The sequence below is a fragment of the Polynucleobacter meluiroseus genome, from assembly GCF_900205755.1.
Classification (GTDB): Bacteria; Pseudomonadota; Gammaproteobacteria; order Burkholderiales; family Burkholderiaceae; genus Polynucleobacter; species Polynucleobacter meluiroseus.
Genome location: NZ_OANS01000002.1, coordinates 382,359 through 399,148, shown reverse-complemented (window position 1 = coordinate 399,148; position 16,790 = coordinate 382,359). Strand labels below are relative to the sequence as shown.

The 16,790-nt window shown below is 46.3% G+C and carries 17 protein-coding genes; 10 read left to right on the top strand and 7 right to left on the bottom strand.

Features of this window, described 5'->3' with window-relative positions; all coding sequences use genetic code 11:
* The 4 genes from arsB (at position 1) to CP950_RS05185 (ending at position 3,860) form a co-directional block, all read left to right on the top strand.
* Complete coding sequence (gene arsB, locus CP950_RS05200) at positions 1–1,035, top strand: ACR3 family arsenite efflux transporter (protein ID WP_096673015.1); 1,035 nt, start codon at positions 1–3, stop codon at positions 1,033–1,035.
* 26 nt (positions 1,036–1,061) lie between these two features.
* Entirely contained in the window at positions 1,062–1,670 is a 609-nt protein-coding gene (locus CP950_RS05195) for a glutathione S-transferase N-terminal domain-containing protein (RefSeq protein ID WP_096673013.1), read from the top strand.
* 71 nt (positions 1,671–1,741) lie between these two features.
* Positions 1,742–2,476, top strand: a complete 735-nt coding sequence (locus CP950_RS05190) for an acid phosphatase (RefSeq protein WP_096673011.1) — start codon at positions 1,742–1,744, stop codon at positions 2,474–2,476.
* A gap of 70 nt (positions 2,477–2,546) precedes the next feature.
* A complete protein-coding gene (locus CP950_RS05185; RefSeq protein WP_096673105.1) occupies positions 2,547–3,860 on the top strand; it encodes a lipase family protein in 1,314 nt (437 codons plus the stop codon).
* Between the two features lie 37 nt (positions 3,861–3,897).
* Here CP950_RS05185 and CP950_RS05180 read toward each other — a convergent pair whose 3' ends face one another.
* Positions 3,898–5,301: a DUF2252 domain-containing protein gene (locus CP950_RS05180; RefSeq protein ID WP_096673009.1), complete on the bottom strand. Its 1,404-nt coding sequence runs from the start codon at positions 5,299–5,301 to the stop codon at positions 3,898–3,900.
* 210 nt (positions 5,302–5,511) lie between these two features.
* Here CP950_RS05180 and CP950_RS05175 point away from each other — a divergent pair, with 210 nt between their 5' ends.
* The 5 genes from CP950_RS05175 to CP950_RS05155 all read left to right on the top strand — a co-directional run bounded on the left by CP950_RS05175 (position 5,512) and on the right by CP950_RS05155 (position 12,640).
* Complete coding sequence (locus CP950_RS05175) at positions 5,512–6,210, top strand: MarC family protein (protein WP_207760213.1); 699 nt, start codon at positions 5,512–5,514, stop codon at positions 6,208–6,210.
* 56 nt (positions 6,211–6,266) lie between these two features.
* Positions 6,267–6,644: a hypothetical protein gene (locus CP950_RS05170; protein ID WP_096673005.1), complete on the top strand. Its 378-nt coding sequence runs from the start codon at positions 6,267–6,269 to the stop codon at positions 6,642–6,644.
* A gap of 133 nt (positions 6,645–6,777) precedes the next feature.
* On the top strand, positions 6,778–9,966 hold the full coding sequence (locus tag CP950_RS05165) for an efflux RND transporter permease subunit (RefSeq protein ID WP_096673003.1): 3,189 nt from the start codon (positions 6,778–6,780) through the stop codon (positions 9,964–9,966).
* Positions 9,963–11,168, top strand: a complete 1,206-nt coding sequence (locus CP950_RS05160; RefSeq protein WP_096673001.1) for an efflux RND transporter periplasmic adaptor subunit — start codon at positions 9,963–9,965, stop codon at positions 11,166–11,168. Before CP950_RS05165 ends, CP950_RS05160 begins: the two co-directional genes overlap by 4 nt.
* Positions 11,165–12,640 (top strand): efflux transporter outer membrane subunit, encoded by a 1,476-nt coding sequence (locus CP950_RS05155; protein WP_096672999.1) that lies wholly within the window; start codon positions 11,165–11,167, stop codon positions 12,638–12,640. Before CP950_RS05160 ends, CP950_RS05155 begins: the two co-directional genes overlap by 4 nt.
* A 35-nt stretch (positions 12,641–12,675) precedes the next feature.
* On the opposite strand, the gene CP950_RS09940 is transcribed toward CP950_RS05155, so the two are convergent.
* The 6 genes from CP950_RS09940 to wrbA all read right to left on the bottom strand — a co-directional run bounded on the left by CP950_RS09940 (position 12,676) and on the right by wrbA (position 15,850).
* Positions 12,676–12,843 carry a hypothetical protein gene (locus tag CP950_RS09940; RefSeq protein ID WP_165766411.1) on the bottom strand — a complete coding sequence of 56 codons (168 nt, stop codon included), beginning with the start codon at positions 12,841–12,843 and terminating at the stop codon, positions 12,676–12,678.
* 233 nt (positions 12,844–13,076) lie between these two features.
* Positions 13,077–13,832, bottom strand: a complete 756-nt coding sequence (ppk2, locus tag CP950_RS05150) for a polyphosphate kinase 2 (RefSeq protein ID WP_096672997.1) — start codon at positions 13,830–13,832, stop codon at positions 13,077–13,079.
* A gap of 31 nt (positions 13,833–13,863) precedes the next feature.
* Positions 13,864–14,169 carry a serine/threonine protein kinase gene (locus CP950_RS05145; RefSeq protein WP_096672995.1) on the bottom strand — a complete coding sequence of 102 codons (306 nt, stop codon included), beginning with the start codon at positions 14,167–14,169 and terminating at the stop codon, positions 13,864–13,866.
* A 359-nt stretch (positions 14,170–14,528) separates the two neighbouring features.
* Positions 14,529–14,717 carry a hypothetical protein gene (locus CP950_RS05140; RefSeq protein WP_133092084.1) on the bottom strand — a complete coding sequence of 63 codons (189 nt, stop codon included), beginning with the start codon at positions 14,715–14,717 and terminating at the stop codon, positions 14,529–14,531.
* Between the two features lie 116 nt (positions 14,718–14,833).
* On the bottom strand, positions 14,834–15,217 hold the full coding sequence (locus tag CP950_RS05135; protein WP_096672991.1) for a DUF2069 domain-containing protein: 384 nt from the start codon (positions 15,215–15,217) through the stop codon (positions 14,834–14,836).
* 30 nt (positions 15,218–15,247) lie between these two features.
* On the bottom strand, positions 15,248–15,850 hold the full coding sequence (gene wrbA, locus CP950_RS05130; protein ID WP_096672988.1) for an NAD(P)H:quinone oxidoreductase: 603 nt from the start codon (positions 15,848–15,850) through the stop codon (positions 15,248–15,250).
* On the opposite strand from wrbA, the gene CP950_RS05125 reads away from it, so the two are divergent.
* The gene (locus CP950_RS05125) at positions 15,849–16,721 is read left to right on the top strand and encodes a YihY family inner membrane protein (protein ID WP_243391921.1); all 873 of its coding nucleotides are present in this window, start codon (positions 15,849–15,851) and stop codon (positions 16,719–16,721) included. The genes wrbA and CP950_RS05125 overlap by 2 nt on opposite strands.
* The last annotated feature ends 69 nt before the right edge of the window (positions 16,722–16,790 follow it).

Below are 16,790 nucleotides of genomic sequence, written 5' to 3'. Positions count from 1 at the left end.
ATGAATCTATTTGAACGCTACCTCTCAGTTTGGGTTTTCCTTTGCATCATTATTGGTATCAGCTTAGGCCAGCTATTCCCCGCTGCTTTTTATTGGATTGGCTCTCTTGAAATAGCCCATGTCAACTTACCAGTGGGTATATTAATTTGGGTCATGATCATCCCCATGCTAGTGAAGGTTGACTTTGGTGCTTTGAGTGATGTCAAGCAACATGTGAAGGGCATTGGTGTTACTTTATTTGTGAACTGGTTTGTCAAGCCGTTCTCAATGGCCTTATTGGGTTGGATCTTTATTCGCCATCTCTTTGCCCCTTATCTGCCAGCCGATCAAATCGATAGTTATATCGCAGGCTTGATTCTATTGGCGGCCGCACCTTGCACCGCCATGGTATTCGTGTGGAGCAGATTAACTCACGGCGACCCACTGTTTACGTTGTCTCAAGTAGCGCTGAATGACACTATTATGATTTTTGCGTTCGCCCCGATGGTGGCGTTTCTACTGGGCATTAGCGCCATTACCGTGCCCTGGGATACTTTGGTCACCTCGGTTGTTCTATACATCTTGATTCCAGTTGTACTCGCGCAACTATGGAGGAGGGCATTGTTAGCTAGGGGGCAGAATGTATTTGATGCAATGATGGGCAAAGTTGGTCACTATTCCATCATTGCCTTGTTGGCCACATTGGTTTTGCTATTTGCGTTTCAAGGTGAGGCGATTATTAAACAGCCTTTAATTATTGCCTTATTGGCGGTTCCTATTCTCATACAGGTATTCTTTAATTCTGCCTTAGCGTATTTGCTCAATCGTGCCATTGGTGAAAAGCACAACATTGCTTGCCCATCGGCTTTGATTGGCGCCTCCAACTTTTTTGAGTTGGCTGTTGCTGCAGCCATCAGCTTATTTGGATTTCAGTCGGGCGCTGCCTTGGCCACAGTTGTGGGCGTACTTATTGAGGTTCCTGTGATGCTGTTAGTAGTGAAAATTGTGAATCAGTCTAAGGGCTGGTACCAAGAGGGATTAAAAGAGAATAGCTAACCCTTAACTAAAATTAGATTGTCCTTTTGAAGCCTATTTTGTATTCCTTTCGGAGATGCCCCTATGCAATGCGGGCTAGGTTGGCCTTGGCTTATGCTGGTATTGAAGTGGAGCATCGAGAAATTGTCTTAAGAAATAAACCGCAATCCCTCCTACTCGCATCGCCCAAAGGCACTGTGCCCGTACTCAGTATGGCAGGACTAGTCTTAGAGCAAAGCAAGGACATTATGTTTTGGGCCTTGGAAAAATCAGACCCAGAGGGTTGGATGGAAGTGGATCAAGCCCGTGCCCAAAGTTGGCTTGAGAGAAATGACGGACCCTTTAAAGCCCTCTTAGACCAATACAAATACCCGGGCCGTAATCCTGAACTGGATCAAGACGAGGTGCTTCACGCTGCAATCGAGTTGATGCTCAAGCCTATAGACGATGCCTTGCAGCATTCCCGGTATTTGCTGGGCAACAACATATCCTGGATTGATGCGGCTGTATTTCCATTCATTCGGCAGTTTTCGATGGTCAACCTGGATCGATTTAAGATGCTTCCTTTTGCGCACCTTCAGCAATGGTTGAGAGAATGGATCGATACAGATCTATTTGCGGTCGTCATGAAAAAATACCCAGCCTGGATTGATTAAGTAAATTTCCGGGGGTCCGGATTCATAAATATGTCATTCGGGCTCATTAGGCTTATAAAAAAATACCTTGCATGGATAATCGCATGAAACCCTTAAGTCAACTATTGTTTGTTAGTCTTTTCTTGACCCTTACTTCGGCTTATGCCTTTGATACTGATACCCCTACAACTAAATCTCTTTTAATTGACTCTGTTCATTTAATTCCGCCGCAAATTCTGCCGCCTGCACCAGGCAGTGATAGTGCCAAAGGAAAAGTGGAGCTCTTACATATCAAGACCTTAGTTGGACGTGCAAGCACCAATGAGCGTGAACTGGCAACCAAAGACGCCTCAACAAAAAATGTCTCATTCTTTGCGGATGTGATTCCAGGATTTGAGATTGAGAAGTTACCTAAAACTAAGGCGCTCTTTGATCAAGTACGATTCACTGAGGATTTCGAGGCTAAGTTGTTTAAAGACTATTTCATGCGCAAACGCCCCTTTGAACTGGACCCATCGATCCTGCCATGTGAACCGCCTAGGAAGGGGGATGAATACAAAAGTTACCCCAGTGGACACGCAACGATGGGGTATTCAATGGGCATCATCTTGGCCCATTTAATCCCAGAAAAGTCGGCAGTGATTATGGATAGAGCCACTCTGTATGCGGAAAACCGCCTGATCTGTGGTGTTCATCACCTTTCTGACATCAATGCGGGTCAGGTGCTTGGCTCAATTGTGGCAACATTGTTGTTGCAAAACGCAGATTTCCAAAAGATGCTCCAAGCCTCCAAGCAGGAATTAAGCGGTGCAGGGCTTACGCAGTAATTGCTTGCTGTTTAGAATAGTCAGGCATGTGCCTATCTATTTTTACTAAACCTTAATGTTTTATTCCATTATGAAAAATTCCTTCGCCCATCTATTGTTCGGGCTAACGCTTGGCTTGGCCACCTCAGTAGTCTATGCTGATCCTCCGGTTGCCGCCTTTTATGAGTCTGTTGGCAAAATGACGCCGAGCGGCAAATTAGGGCAAGTTCTTAAACAAGAAAAAATCACGACTTCTGTCAAAGGTGCGCAAGCTTGGAGAATCGCCTACATCTCTTCAGATATGGCTGAACGTAAAACACTCTCTACAGCACTTGTAGTTGCCCCTCTTGGAACCAAGCCCGCTGCGGGCAGACCTATTCTGGTTTGGGCTCACGGGACTACTGGTACGGCGCAGAACTGCGGTCCTTCACAAATTCTAAATCCCGTAGTGCCGCTCAATGAATACTTCTTGCTTGGCGGAAATTCTTGGACAGATTATGGTTTACCCAGTGTTGAAGAATTTATCAATGAAGGCTATGTTCTGATTGCTACCGATTACCAAGGTTTGGGTGGTGGTGGCGTGCATCAATACGGAGTGGCTGGAACGCAATCCAAGGACCTGATTAATGCGGTGCGAGCGGCTAGCTCTTTAAAAGATACTGGTGCCGGTAAGAAGGCGATTGCTTATGGATGGTCACAAGGCGGTGGCGCCGTTTTGGCAGCTGCAAGCCAGCCTGATTACCTTGCGCAAAAAGGAACTGCTGCCGATGGTATTGAGTTCGCTGGTTTTATCGCTTTGGCACCCTATGATGAAGGCATCTTGTTACCACGGGGTGAAATGGATCAAGTGAGGTCTCAAAAGGTGATGGCTGGTATGACGCAATCCTTTACGTCCGACATCTTGGGCTTTGCCCATTTTTCTATGGCTTTATACGGAACTCAAGCGGCATTCCCCCAATTACGCCTCTCTGATTTATTTTCAGATGAAGGGGCAAAGGCTGTAAAAGAAATCTATACGAATAAATGCGTCCACGCCGCTGCAGATACCCTTGTCTTTAATTACGGCAAAGAGTTCACCAAGTTATTAAAGGCGCAACCGGACAATACCTTGCCATGGATACAGGCCATCATCAAAGGCTCGATACCGCCCGTGAAGCCAGTTGCTCCAGTGGTGATTTACTGGGGCACGAAAGACACTACAGAGCCACCTATTCAGGGCAAGCTCTACCAAGAGCAAATGTGTCAATTGGGAGGTAATGTTGATCGCCAGCAACTCCCCGGTGAGCAAACGCACTTTACGACGCCAGGTAGCGCCGCCCCTTTTTATCAAGCTTGGATCAAAGATCGCTTGGCTGGAAAACCCGCTAGCAATAATTGTGAGCAGGCAGCACAACTACCGAGCTAAGCAAGAGGGGGCTTTAATCCCCCCTCAATGATTTGAATTAAAAATCCCGCGTAGCGCAACTAACCTTGCCAGATTTAATGGCAAGTAGAAAAGTTTCGTAATCGGATGCATTCTGCTGAGCATAGGCTATGGAGAATTGAACCATTGCATCGTCAAGCGCTTCACTTTGGCCGCAGTATCCTGCGAGCACGGCGGGATCGCCGGAGCGCGCATGGGCATTTGCTAAGGCCCAGCCAAAGAGCTTGGCAAAATCAGGAAATTCATGAACATCAATCCCGCCCTCGCCAATAGAGATGCCGCCTTTCATATCCCGTAACTGTCTTATATAGAGATCATTCTCCAAGGTGCTACCAAATCCTAAGAAAGGATCAGGAGCCCCCTGAATTAAATGTTGACCGGTCACCACCCGTTCTCCGTGTGTAGCAAATGGCGTGTGCGGAAAATAGGGCGCCAATACGGATGCTTGCGCTTCTTTCACTTGCAAGAATAGCGGGTCTGAAGCGTCCAACCCTTCAAAATAGATTACCCAGCACGAGGTCCCTACGCTTCCAACTCCAACTACCTTGCGTACCCAATCAATGATTTTGTAACGCATGAGTAAGTTTCTGCGATCCACTAGAAGCGACTGGGTGTAGGTATTGAGGGCTGCATCGAGCAGTGCAGTAATCTTTCGCCCGTGAATAGAAATCTCTATATGCTCAACCAAAGGAGGGTGATCAATTAAGCGCTGGCCTTCTGGCGTGCTTTTAGTTAACTTGCCGATCACCCCAGTATTGGTATTTTTCTTTGCTTTCAAAAGAATCTTTGCCAGTGTTTTTTGACTAAAGACATTGGCATTGATGGCATGTTTTAGCAGATGCTTTTCATCAATGTAGGTGCGCATCAATTCGATATATGGCGTATGTGCATATTCAAGCAAATATTGCCGATAGGTTTTAACTATCGCACGAACAATAGATTCTCCATAAGCTTGATCTTGCCCTAGGCCGTGGGCAGCGATCATGGCGCTCGCAGTAAGCCTCTTCAAATCCCAATCAAAATGACCCGGCAGGGTTTCATCAAAATCATTGATCCCAAAAACCAATCGATGCTCAGTAGTTGAAAAAAAACCAAAATTACTGACATGCATATCACCACCTAATTGGACGCTGATAGGGGGGCTGGGTAAGGTGGATAAATCGTAAGCAAAAATGGCAGCGCCGCCGCGAAAGAAGGCGAAGGGGTTGGCAGCCATACGCGCATGGCGAATAGGGACATATTCTGGGATTCGCGTCTTGGCTTGATCAAGTAGAAGATCGATTGGTGTCTGACGCTTTTTAACGACCGTCATTTCCGCAAGAGAGGAGCGGTTAACCTGTTTGCGTATGGCTTTACCTTGGTCGAAGCGATCTTGGATGCTGGGATTTTTACTAAGGAATGAGTTGTAGAGATCACTTGACATGTATTTATGATGCCATAAAGGCCTTTAGCAAGCCTTGAATCAGGGTGCACTTTTTATCAATCAAATAACAGGCTAATGAGCGTGCATCGAATGCGTAATCAATCGAACCTATGAAACCTATGGGGGTGTAATATATTTAAATAATACGTATTAAGTTTGCTATAGTCAGTAATTGATCTCTAAGCTCACCTCAAAAATAAACTGTTAATTTTGCATTTCTTTAACGAATCCCTCACTACTTTTGTCATCGTCTTTGCCACGCTATTTCCTGTAGTCAATCCCCCAGGAATTGCGCCAATTTTTCTGAATCTAACGGAAGCTTGTTCTCCAGCCATCAGGAATGCCTTAGCTAGAAAAGCCAGTATCAATAGTTTTTTAATGCTATTTGGGGCAATGGTGATCGGTCCGCGCGTACTCATCTTTTTTGGAATATCCGTACCCGTATTAAAAATAGCAGGGGGCTTGGTTGTGGCTGCCATGGGATGGAAGTTACTTAATCAAAAAAGTAATTCAGTTGAAGATTACGGGGGAATTACCAGAATGACCGATGAAACATCGGCAGGGAGCAGTTTTTACCCTCTAACACTTCCACTCACGGTCGGACCAGGTGCCATTGCAACCATGATTGCTTTGGTAGCGGGCATGAATTTCACTACGGATACTGTCACCGAAACTCAGGTAGCTACCGTCGTTGGCGCTCTAATGGGAATTTTCGCCATTAGCCTCTCTGTTTTCATCGCATTTCGGGGTGCGCCGAATGCGCGGCGCATATTGGGTGTGAATGGCACCAATGTCATGATGCGCCTGTTCGCATTCATTCTTTTTACGATTGGCGTTCAAATCGTAGCCGATGGCATTTACGGACTTATTGCCTACGTGTATCAGACCCTACCCGCAGTTAAGCTCTAAAGGGAATTTCACGCTGACTCGTTTTTGGCTGCAATTCTTAAACTAGAATAGCCTTTATGAAAATATGTCCACTTTTGCCACTTTTGTTTTCTCTGTTGGTTTTATTAGGGGGCTGCACTAATGAGAAATTATTAGCCCGACTTGAGGCGGACCCTCAATGTAGCCCGATCGTCAACGCCAAAACAGGCGCCTTAATGCCTTGCTCCGTGACTAGCAAAGAGATCTACCGTGCGGCCGGGTTAATGCCGGCTGCAATAGTGGCGCCGCTTACCAGTCAAAAAGACGGGCCGTCTCAAAACGTGATTAGTAGCAACAGCGCATCTCAGGCAAATGGGAGTTCTGCGCCAATTTCAACAGTCAATACAGCGCCTGTGGAGTGCAAGCCCCAGATGCATCAAAAAACAGGGGTTTTGATGCCCTGTCCCGCTCCGTAAGAAAATCTAAAATAGTGGTCTAATTCGCAAAGTCTAAGCATTTTTGGCAGATTTTGAGTGTTTAACGAAATAATTAGATGCAAAAGTGTAGATACGAAATATGACGCAGATACATCAGGGAATCGTGCTTTAAATGTGGATTGTTCGCCTAGCGCTGTCACGCCCTTACACCTTCATTGTGATGGCCATCGTGATTTTATTTGCGACCCCTTTAGCGATTCTGCGCACCCCTGTTGACGTATTGCCGGATATCAATATTCCGGTTATTAGTGTTATCTGGAACTACAACGGCTTATCAGCACAAGAGATTAGTACGCGGATCACACAGATTGATGAGCGGGTTCTCACAACTACCGTCAATGATATTGAGCATATTGAATCCCAGACTCTAGCTGGAATTGCTATTGTCAAAATTTACTTTCAGCCGAACGTCAATATTGAGCTGGCCATTTCTCAGGTGGTGTCGGTTTCGCAATTCTTATTAAAGAGTTTGCCTCCTGGAGCATTGCCTCCATTAGTCCTCAAATATACGGCCTCTAGCGTGCCCGTGATTCAGATTGGGCTATCAAGCAAGACTTTGTCCGATCAAGAATTATTTGATGCCGCGGTGAATATCATGCGGCCTCCCTTGGTGACGATTCCAGGGGTTGCGATTCCTTTCCCTTACGGCGGAAAGATTCGTGTGGTATCGGTTGATCTGGACCCAAACGCTTTATTAGCCAAGGGATTGTCTTCTTCTGACGTCATTAATGCGGTGAATACTCAAAATCTCATCTTGCCTTCTGGTACGGCAAAAATAGGGGATATTGAATACACTGTAGCGCTCAATGGCTCACCGAACTCGATTGAGGGTTTAAACGCCATTCCAGTAAAGACTAGCAATGGCGCAACAACCTTTTTAAGAGACGTCGCCCATGTGCGCGATGGTTTTAACCCGCAAACGAATATCGTGCATCAGGATGGCTTAAGTGGGGTGTTAATTTCAGTTCTCAAAAATGGAGGCGCATCTACTCTTGACGTCGTTGCTGGCATTAAGGAAAGATTCCCTGCGGTGCTCGCTTTGGCGCCAAAAGGAATTGACGCAAACTACCTATCTGATCAATCGATCTTTGTGAAAGCGGCGGTGAATGGCGTAATTCATGAGGCCTTGATCGCCGCTGTATTAACCGCGCTGATGCTCCTCTTATTCTTGGGTAACTGGCGCATCACGACCATCATCGCCGTCTCGATTCCCTTATCTATTTTTTGCTCAATTTTGGCCTTGCACGCGATTGGCGAAACAATCAACATCATGACACTCGGTGGATTGGCCTTGGCAGTCGGCATTTTGGTGGATGACGCCACGGTGACAATTGAAAACATTGAGCGCCATTTACATATGGGGACTGATCTTTATAACGCCATTTTGGAGGGTGCAGGTGAGATTGCTGTGCCAGCATTTGTGTCTACCTTATGTATTTGTATTGTGTTCGTACCAATGTTTTTTCTTGGTGGCGTGGCTCGGTATTTATTTGTTCCGCTGGCAGAGGCGGTGGTCTTCGCCATGCTGGCTTCATATATTCTTTCGCGAACCTTAGTGCCCACTTTGGCACTGATGATGATGGGGCATCGAGAGAAAACCAATCGAGTCAGTTTGTGGATTCATGAAGTGCACGAGCGCTTTAATGAGCGCTTTGAACAATTCAGGACGAGCTATGTTTTGCTCTTGAGTTTTTTATTGAGTCATCGCAAGCGATTTATGCAATTCTTTTTAGGATTCTGCATTTTGTCATGCGGCATCTTCTTCTTTCTTGGTCGGGATTTGTTCCCTCAAATCGATACTGGCCAAATCAAATTACATGTCCGTGCGCCGAGCGGTACTCGAATAGAAAACACGGCGCTAATAGTGGATCGGGTGGAGAAAGTGATCCGTGAAATCATTCCGAAAGATCAAATGGGTTCGATCTTAGACAATATTGGCTTGCCCTATAGCGGCATCAATTTGTCGTACAGCAATTCAGGAACCATTGGCACAATTGATGCGGATATTTTGATTAGCTTGAGCGAAGATCATCGTCCGAGCGATCAATACATTGAGGCGCTGCTACCTAGATTACGTAAAGATTTCCCTGGTGTGGAGTTTTACGTGCAACCAGCAGATGTGATTACGCAAATTCTGAATTTCGGGATTCCAGCGTCAATTGATGTGCAAATAGCAGGCAAGAGTTACGAGGCGAATAGTAAATTTGCTGGCAAATTGATTGGGCAAATTGCCAGCATTCCAGGGGCTGCAGATGTACGCATTCAGGAGCGCTTGGATAATCCCACATTAAAACTCAAGATGAATCGCACAAAGATTCAGGGTATGGGCTTAAGTCCAAGTGATGTTGCGCAAAACTTACTTATCCCGCTTTCAGGCAATTCACAAACATCCCCTTCTTTTTGGTTGAACCCAGGTAATGACATCGTCTATAACCTCAACGTTCAAGCACCTCAATATAAGATCAGTTCACTGGATGATTTATTGCAATTGCCTATCGGAGGATATAACAACAGTCCGCCGAGCATGAATGGCAGCAGCGCCAAAGCGCCCAATCAAATTCTGGGTAACGTAGCAGATCTGAGCTTGGGGACGGAATATACCGTAGTGGATCGATTCAATATCCAACCCGTAATTAATATTTACGCGAATGTCCGTGGAAAAGATTTAGGATCGGTTGCCAATGCCGTCCAAGATGTCATCGATAACGCTAAAGCGGATTTACCGCCTGGCACCAAAGTAGTTTTGCGCGGTCAAATCGAAACCATGCGTTCTTCTTATATGGGTCTAGGTTTCGGGATTTTGGCAGCGATGGTATTGGTCTATTTATTAATTGTTGTGAACTTTCAGTCTTGGCTTGACCCTTTCATTATTATTACCGCGTTACCAGCGGCCTTGGCTGGCATTGCTTGGATGCTATTGCTGACCGGCACCAATCTCAGTGTGCCTGCGCTAACCGGCGCCATGATGACGATGGGGGTGGCTACGGCGAATAGTATTTTGGTGGTTTCTTTTGCGCGCCAAAGAATGCAAGAAGGTTTGCCAGCCTTATCGGCAGCGTTAGAGGCAGGGTCGACGCGTTTACGCCCAGTGTTAATGACAGCCTTGGCAATGATTATCGGTATGATTCCCATGGCTATCGGCTTTGGAGAGGGCTCTGAGCAAAACGCACCCTTGGGTCGCGCTGTCATTGGCGGCCTATTATTAGCCACGGTTTCTACTGTGTTATTTGTACCTGTGCTTTTTGGTTCTCTGCACCGTTGGATGGCACTGCGCAAGGAAGAAAGGAATACCTCAGTATGACCGATGAACGCCACGCTAATCGCGGCTTACCTACCAAGGATCTGCATGGTCCCGAACATGATTTAGAAAGGCGTAAGCGCATCTTACGTACTGCACGCATCACCTTAATTGCGATCGGAGTCATCCTATGCCTAGGCTTACTCCGCATCTTAGTACTGTATTTACTCAACATCAGTTCCTTAGCTGATCGTGCCGAACAGAACAACGTCATGTATGTGCAAGTAGTGTCCGCATCTAGCGGTAAACCAGATGCCAATATGACTCTTCCTAGTACGGTCGAGAGTTACAACGTGACCTTGGTCTACGCGCGTACCCCAGGCTATGTAAAGGAGTGGTTTAAGGATATTGGCACACCAGTGAAACAAGGGGATGTTTTAGCAATTCTGGAAACCCCTGAGCTGAACAAACAAGTCGAGGAGGCACAAGCCACCTTTAATCTATCTAAGGTAGTTTACGAGCGCTGGAAATTGTTGCGCCAAGAAGATGCAGTTTCGCAACAAGAGCTCGATGAAAAGACCAGTGCTTATAAGCAGGCTACGGCTAATTTCCAACGTATTAAAGAGTTGTTGAAGTTTGGCAAAATCGTAGCGCCTTTTGATGGCATCGTTTCACGTCGCAATGTCAATGTGGGCGATTTGGTGAACTCAGGAAATGGCGGAAGTGCTCAAGCTTTGTTTGGGGTGTCACAACTAAAAAACTTGCATACCTATGTCTACGTACCGCAAACCCGCTCTGGGTCGGTAACGATTGGACAAGAGGTAAAGATATTTAAACCTGAGGCTCCCGACAAGATTGTCAAAGGCAAGATTGCGCACACCGCAGGGGTAATTGATGTCGGCACTCGAACTTTGCAGGTTGATATTCGGATTCCGGATGAGCAGTCCTTTTTCTTACCCGGCTCTTTCGTTGAGGTGTCTTTGCCACTCGATAATCAAGATCGTTTAGTCCTACCGACAAATACCCTAATGTTTGGCTCAGCGGGACCCCAAGTTGCGGTAGTGCAGGAGGGCAAGGCACTGCGCAAGTCTGTTTCCTTAGGAGTCAATTACGGACGTTCTATTGAAATCACTGGTGGCTTAGAAGCGGGAGAGCAAGTCATTGTGAATCCAGTAGATTCAATTGCGAATGGGCAACTAGTTTCTGTTGTCGTCCCTGCGCCTCCCGTCGAAACTGCTAAGCCCGCTACTCAGAGTCCAAAATGAAATCGCATTTGAGCCCAATTCGCTTGCCAGTGTTAGCGCTAGTTGCGCTAGGGCTGGTAGCGTGCTCGCCTGTAGGTCCCGATTACGTTAGACCATCGATTGATTTGCCTGAGACGTGGAAGTCCAACAGCGGTGCCGAGCCCATTCTTTGGAGCCAAAGCAATCCCAGAGATGTGTTGCCCAAGCAAGATTGGTGGACTATTTTTGGTGATCAAGAGCTTGATGCTTTAGAGGCAAAGTGCCTTGCTAATAACCCAAGCTTGCAAGCGGCTGTTGCCAAATTAGATCAGGCCAAGGCGCAATATGGAGTTCAATTTGCATCGTTCTTTCCTACTGTTCAGGCTGGCGCCTTGGCAAATGAACAGCGTATTTCTGCAAATCGTCCGCTGAGTCAGTACGGTAAGCCAAATTATTCGACCATTCAAAACAACTTTAGTCCCTATGTGTCCGCAAGCTATGAGTTTGACTGGATTGGTAAAATTCAGCGCAGCGTGGAAGCAGCTAGTGATACCGTGCAACAAGCCCAAGCAGCTAAAGAAAACACTCAACTGATATTAACGGGTCAGCTAGCGCAAGCGTACTTCCGTTTACGGCAGTTCGATGAAGAAATTGCTACCTTAAAAGGATCTTTGGCGGTGCAAGAAAAAGTATTAACGTTGATCACTAAGCGTCATGATCTTGGTGCGTCTAGCGAAGTCGAGTTAGTTCAACAGGCCGCTTTAACGCAATCGACCATGGCGCAAATCGAGTTGTTGCAAGCGCAACGCAATGAGTTAGAAAATTTAGTGGCAACCTTGGCTGGGATTCCCGCGGCTGGCTTTCAGTTGGCTAGTGGCAAGTTACCAGAAAATTTACCCAAGATTCCGTTAACGGTACCAAGTACTTTGCTAGAGCGGCGCCCCGATATTGCCTCTGCAGAGCGCGCGATGGCTGCTGCAAATGCCCAAATAGGGGTTGCAAAAGCGGCCTACTATCCCATGTTGACTTTGTCTCCCACTTACTTGGGCTTTCAGTCAAATAGCATTCCAAGCCTACTCACCGTGCCTTCCTTAATTTGGTCCTTTGGGGTCAATGCGGTGCAAAGTATTTTTGATGGAGGTCGCATCAGTTCGGGTGTTGACTATGCGAGTGCTGGTTATACACTGGCAGTAGCCAACTATAGGCAGACTGTCCTCTCAGGAATTCAGGATGCGCAAGATGCGCTAAGCAATGTACAACAGCTAAATTTGGCTAGAGCAAGTGAAGATAAGTCTGTCGCCAATTTAAACCGTGCTTACCAACTCTCTTTTATTCGCTACAGAGCTGGTTTAGATACAGCATTAACCTTGGCACTGATTCAACAAAATCAGTTAACGGGGATTCGGCTGCAATCCCAAATTAAGGGCAGTCAATTTACCGCCACGGTGGGACTGATTAAAGCCCTCGGGGGCTCTTGGGAAACCCCTATTACTGCGCCTGAGGCGCAAAATTAATACAAAAATTACCGTACTACCGAAGTTGGAAACAATTAATCAAAATCGCAATCTTCATCATTTACTTTGTACTCTTGGTGAATTTCTTTGCAAGCATGGTGTTGCCAAAGTAAGCGCTCTTTAAGTAAGTCGTACTTTACGGAGTCCGCATATTCATCAAAATAGGCATCGTCGTCGTCAATGTAATGTTGGATTTTCATCATCACCCCTTAGAAGCAGTTTGGTTAACAACCTATGACTGGCGGGGCGATGGGATTACAAAAAACATGTTTCGAATGACTCGCCCCACGTATCTATAAGCTGAGCGAATTGTGTCTATTTCCCTGTGACTTGTCTATCAATCACACAGATCACTTACCAAGTGATGAAAAAAAACGACACATCTATTTGTTTGAGAGGATGAAGCAGTTTTTTTGACCGGCTAGTCAAGTCAAGATTATTTTTTCGCGCTTATAGGGCAGGGAAGCACAATCTTCGAATCTACCTTGAGCAATTTTTTATTCTTGCCCGGATAGTCAACCCGCGAGAGGAGATCTCGCATCAGGTTGAGATGGGTTAATTTCTTATCATTCGCATTGATCACTGTCCAAGGGGCAGCTTTACTGCTTGTATTGGCAAGCATCAAATCACGTGCCTCGCTATATTGATGCCACTTCTTCTGCGCCTGTTGGTCGATCGGGCTAATCTTCCATTGTTTAAGCGGGTCTTTTTCCCTGTCTTTCAGCCTTTTGGCCTGCTCTTGCTTGTTAATGTCTAAGTAGTACTTAAAGATCTGAGCGCCAGACTTAACAATCAGGGATTCGAATTCGTTCACTGAACCCATAAACTGTTGGTACTGACTTTTGGTGCAAAACCCCATCACCTTCTCAACACCGGCGCGGTTGTACCAACTGCGGTTGAAGAATACCAACTCCCCCTTAGTGGGGAGTTCAGCCACATACCTCTGAAAATACCACTCGCCTTCTTCGCGTGAGGAAGGTTTATTCAAGGCGATGATGCGGGTGTCTCTTGGGCTAAGGTGTTCTGAGAGGCACTTGATCGTGCCATCCTTGCCAGCAGTGTCGCGACCTTCCAAGATGACTAGAAGGCGCAGACCCTTTTCAATAATGTGATGCTGAAGTTTTACTAACTCAATCTGTAATAGCCTTAGATCTGCCTCGTAATTACTTCCAGATTCAATCGATTTGATCACGAGGCAAAGGTTAGGCTATCAAGCTAAAAGATTAAGAGTTTGTTGAGGACACTGTTGTTTGCGCTGGAGCTGGCTTTTTTGCAGCAACCTTTTTAGCAGGGGCCTTCTTAGCAACCGCTTTCTTTGCAACTGCCTTTTTAGCTGCTACCTTTTTAGCAGGCGCTTTCTTAGCAGCAGCTTTTTTAGCAGGCACTTTCTTGGCTACGGCCTTTTTGGGAGGCGCAGTCTGCTCCATCTTGTCTAAGGTCTTAGCTAACTTGTCAATCAGCTTTTCTCTATCGGCCTCTAACTTATCGAGCTTTTTTAACATTTGTTTTACTAATTTTTTCTGGCTCATGCTGTTTTCCTTTGAAGAAGTGTCTATGAATAAGGTCTGTTTACACCACTTGTTTCTGACCACGCTTGATCCTACGATTTATTCACTTCAGTTTCAAGCTTTTATCCCACTTATTTCTTATTTTGAACTTTTTTAATAAAGTATTGGCGTGATTATGGGTTGCGCAAAATGAATTACCTTACTTCGGACAGTAATGTCTTGCATAAACTGAATTGACCTTTTGCTGTGATGCCGAGCAAATATTTAAAAGGTTGATTTTTTTTGTGTTGTTTGAATGGTAGACAAACTAGTTAGCAGGCCAAATAAAAAAGCCCCAGAAAATGACTTACCTGGGGCTATTTTTTAAAACGTAGAACAGTTTATTCTGGGTGAAAATTGTTGCTGGCCATGAAGTTGATTGTGCGCTCAAAGCCGAGAATGCGAATGTAACGCCAAGCGATATCACGGTATTTACTATCTAGATACCCAATAGCCACCTCAGGATCAGTTCCTTTACTAAGGTCGATCTCTTGAATTGCACGGGCCCAACGTTTGAGTCTTGTTGACATTTTTGCCACCTCCATGGCCTAACAACGCCTCAGAAAGACGGTGAGATGACAAGAATTCTCTAAAAATACAAAAAATTTCAGTTAAAACGCCAGAATTAGTTAAATATGGGCTTGGTTCAGCTGTTTTCTGCCTTCTTGGAGGCCTTAGCACGGGCTTTAATAGGCTTGAGATAGATCAATAAGCAGACAAATCCCACCGTGGCCAGGGCTGTTTCAAGGCAAGCTAGCCAGAAATTGGCGCCGGTTTCTAGAATTCGGACCAAGCCTTCGGTGACATACAGCAGTATCAAAAGGGAGGCCCACTGCATGGTGTAAACCCGCCCACGCCAAATACCTGGAATGGCGAACAGCAAGGGAATTCCTTTGAGGATCAGCCAAGAGCCCCCGGGGCGCAATGGTGAGATAAACCATTCCCAGCAAACGCATAAGATAAAGAGATCTATAAAGGCGGCGCAGGCTACCAGTTGGTAGGGGTTCTTTTTCAACAGCTGAGTAAACATGGTTTGGGTCACCTTTGCATTCGCTTTGGTTTAAGGTTGGATTAACTTTAGGGCAGTTTGCGCTAGGCGCTTGCCTTGAGCTTTCGCTAATCGTTGTTCCTCTGCGCTGATCGGCGCACGTCCATCGGCATGTGCTAAATGGCTTAAGCCGTAAGGGCCGCCACCGGTTTTAGTGCTCATTAAATCCGGTTCGCTATACGGCAAGCCCATAATCATCATGCCGTGATGCAAGAGCGGAATCATCATGGTAAGGAGGGTGCTTTCTTGCCCGCCATGCAAGCTACCTGTACTTGTAAAGACGCAGGCAGGTTTGCCAATCAGGGCGCCACTCAACCATTGCGCGGAACTGCCATCCCAAAAGTATTTCATGGGGGCGGCCATATTGCCAAAGCGGGTGGGGGAACCTAGTGCCAGCCCGACACATTCTTGCAGGTCTGAATATTCAACATAGGGAGGCCCATCATTCGGAATGGGCGCTTCAACCGCTTCGCATACAGTGGAGACGGCCGGTACGGTGCGCAGCCGGGCAGTCACGCCCGGAACGCTTTCAATACCTTCTGCAATGAGACGCGCTAAGTCCCTGGTTGCGCCGTAGCGGGAGTAATACAACACTAAAATTTCGGCTGGGTTCATGGTCTTCTCTTATGATACGGCGATGCGCTTCTTTCGTAACCGTCAATTATGGCTCGCTCTTGTGAAAGAGATCTGGGCACGCAATCGCGGGCAAAACTTGCAACAGGTTGCCGCTAGTTTAGCTTTTACAACGACTTTGTCATTGGTGCCGATGTTAACTGTGGCTTCAATCTTAATTGGTTATTTGCCCAGTGTCATCCGCATTAAGTACGCTGTGCAAGGCTGGTTACTAGATACCTATATGCCTGGTGGCTTAAATACTCAGGTCTTTAACTACCTTGATCAGTTTTCTGCCAAGGCACAAAGCTTAACTTTGCTGGGTATCTCGGGCTTAGTCATTACTACGCTGATGACGATGTCCGTCATTGAGAGTGCCTTTAACCAGATTTTCAGGGTCACGCAAAGGCGGCCTATTGCAAAGAAGATCGTGATTTACTCAGCGGCCACCTTACTCGGTCCGATATTGCTCGGAGTGGGCACCTATTTAAGTGGACTGCTATTAAGCGCTTCTGAGGGTTGGACTGAGTCCTTGACCTTTGGCTTTGGCGTCTTCGTCACGGTCGTGCCTATTTTGTTGACGATGGGCGTATTTACTGTGGTCTATAAAATCTTGCCTTACGCTCAGATCAGCTGGGCTAATGCGTTTAGCGGCGCCTTGCTGGCAGCATTCTCTTTTGAAATGATGAAGCTTGGCTTTGGAATTTTCTTAACGCATACCGCCTTCTATAAAACAGTCTACGGCGCTTTTGCGATTTTCCCTTTAGCCCTACTGTGGATTTATCTCACTTGGTGGATCACGCTTGCCGGCGCTTTTTTTGTCGCTAATTTGCCCAGCATTCGTGAGGGGGTTATCAGGGTTATTCGCTACTAAAACCGGCAATAGAAGCCTTGATTCTGAATCAGCATCGGGCTATATTGAACTGACAAGATCACACTTCGT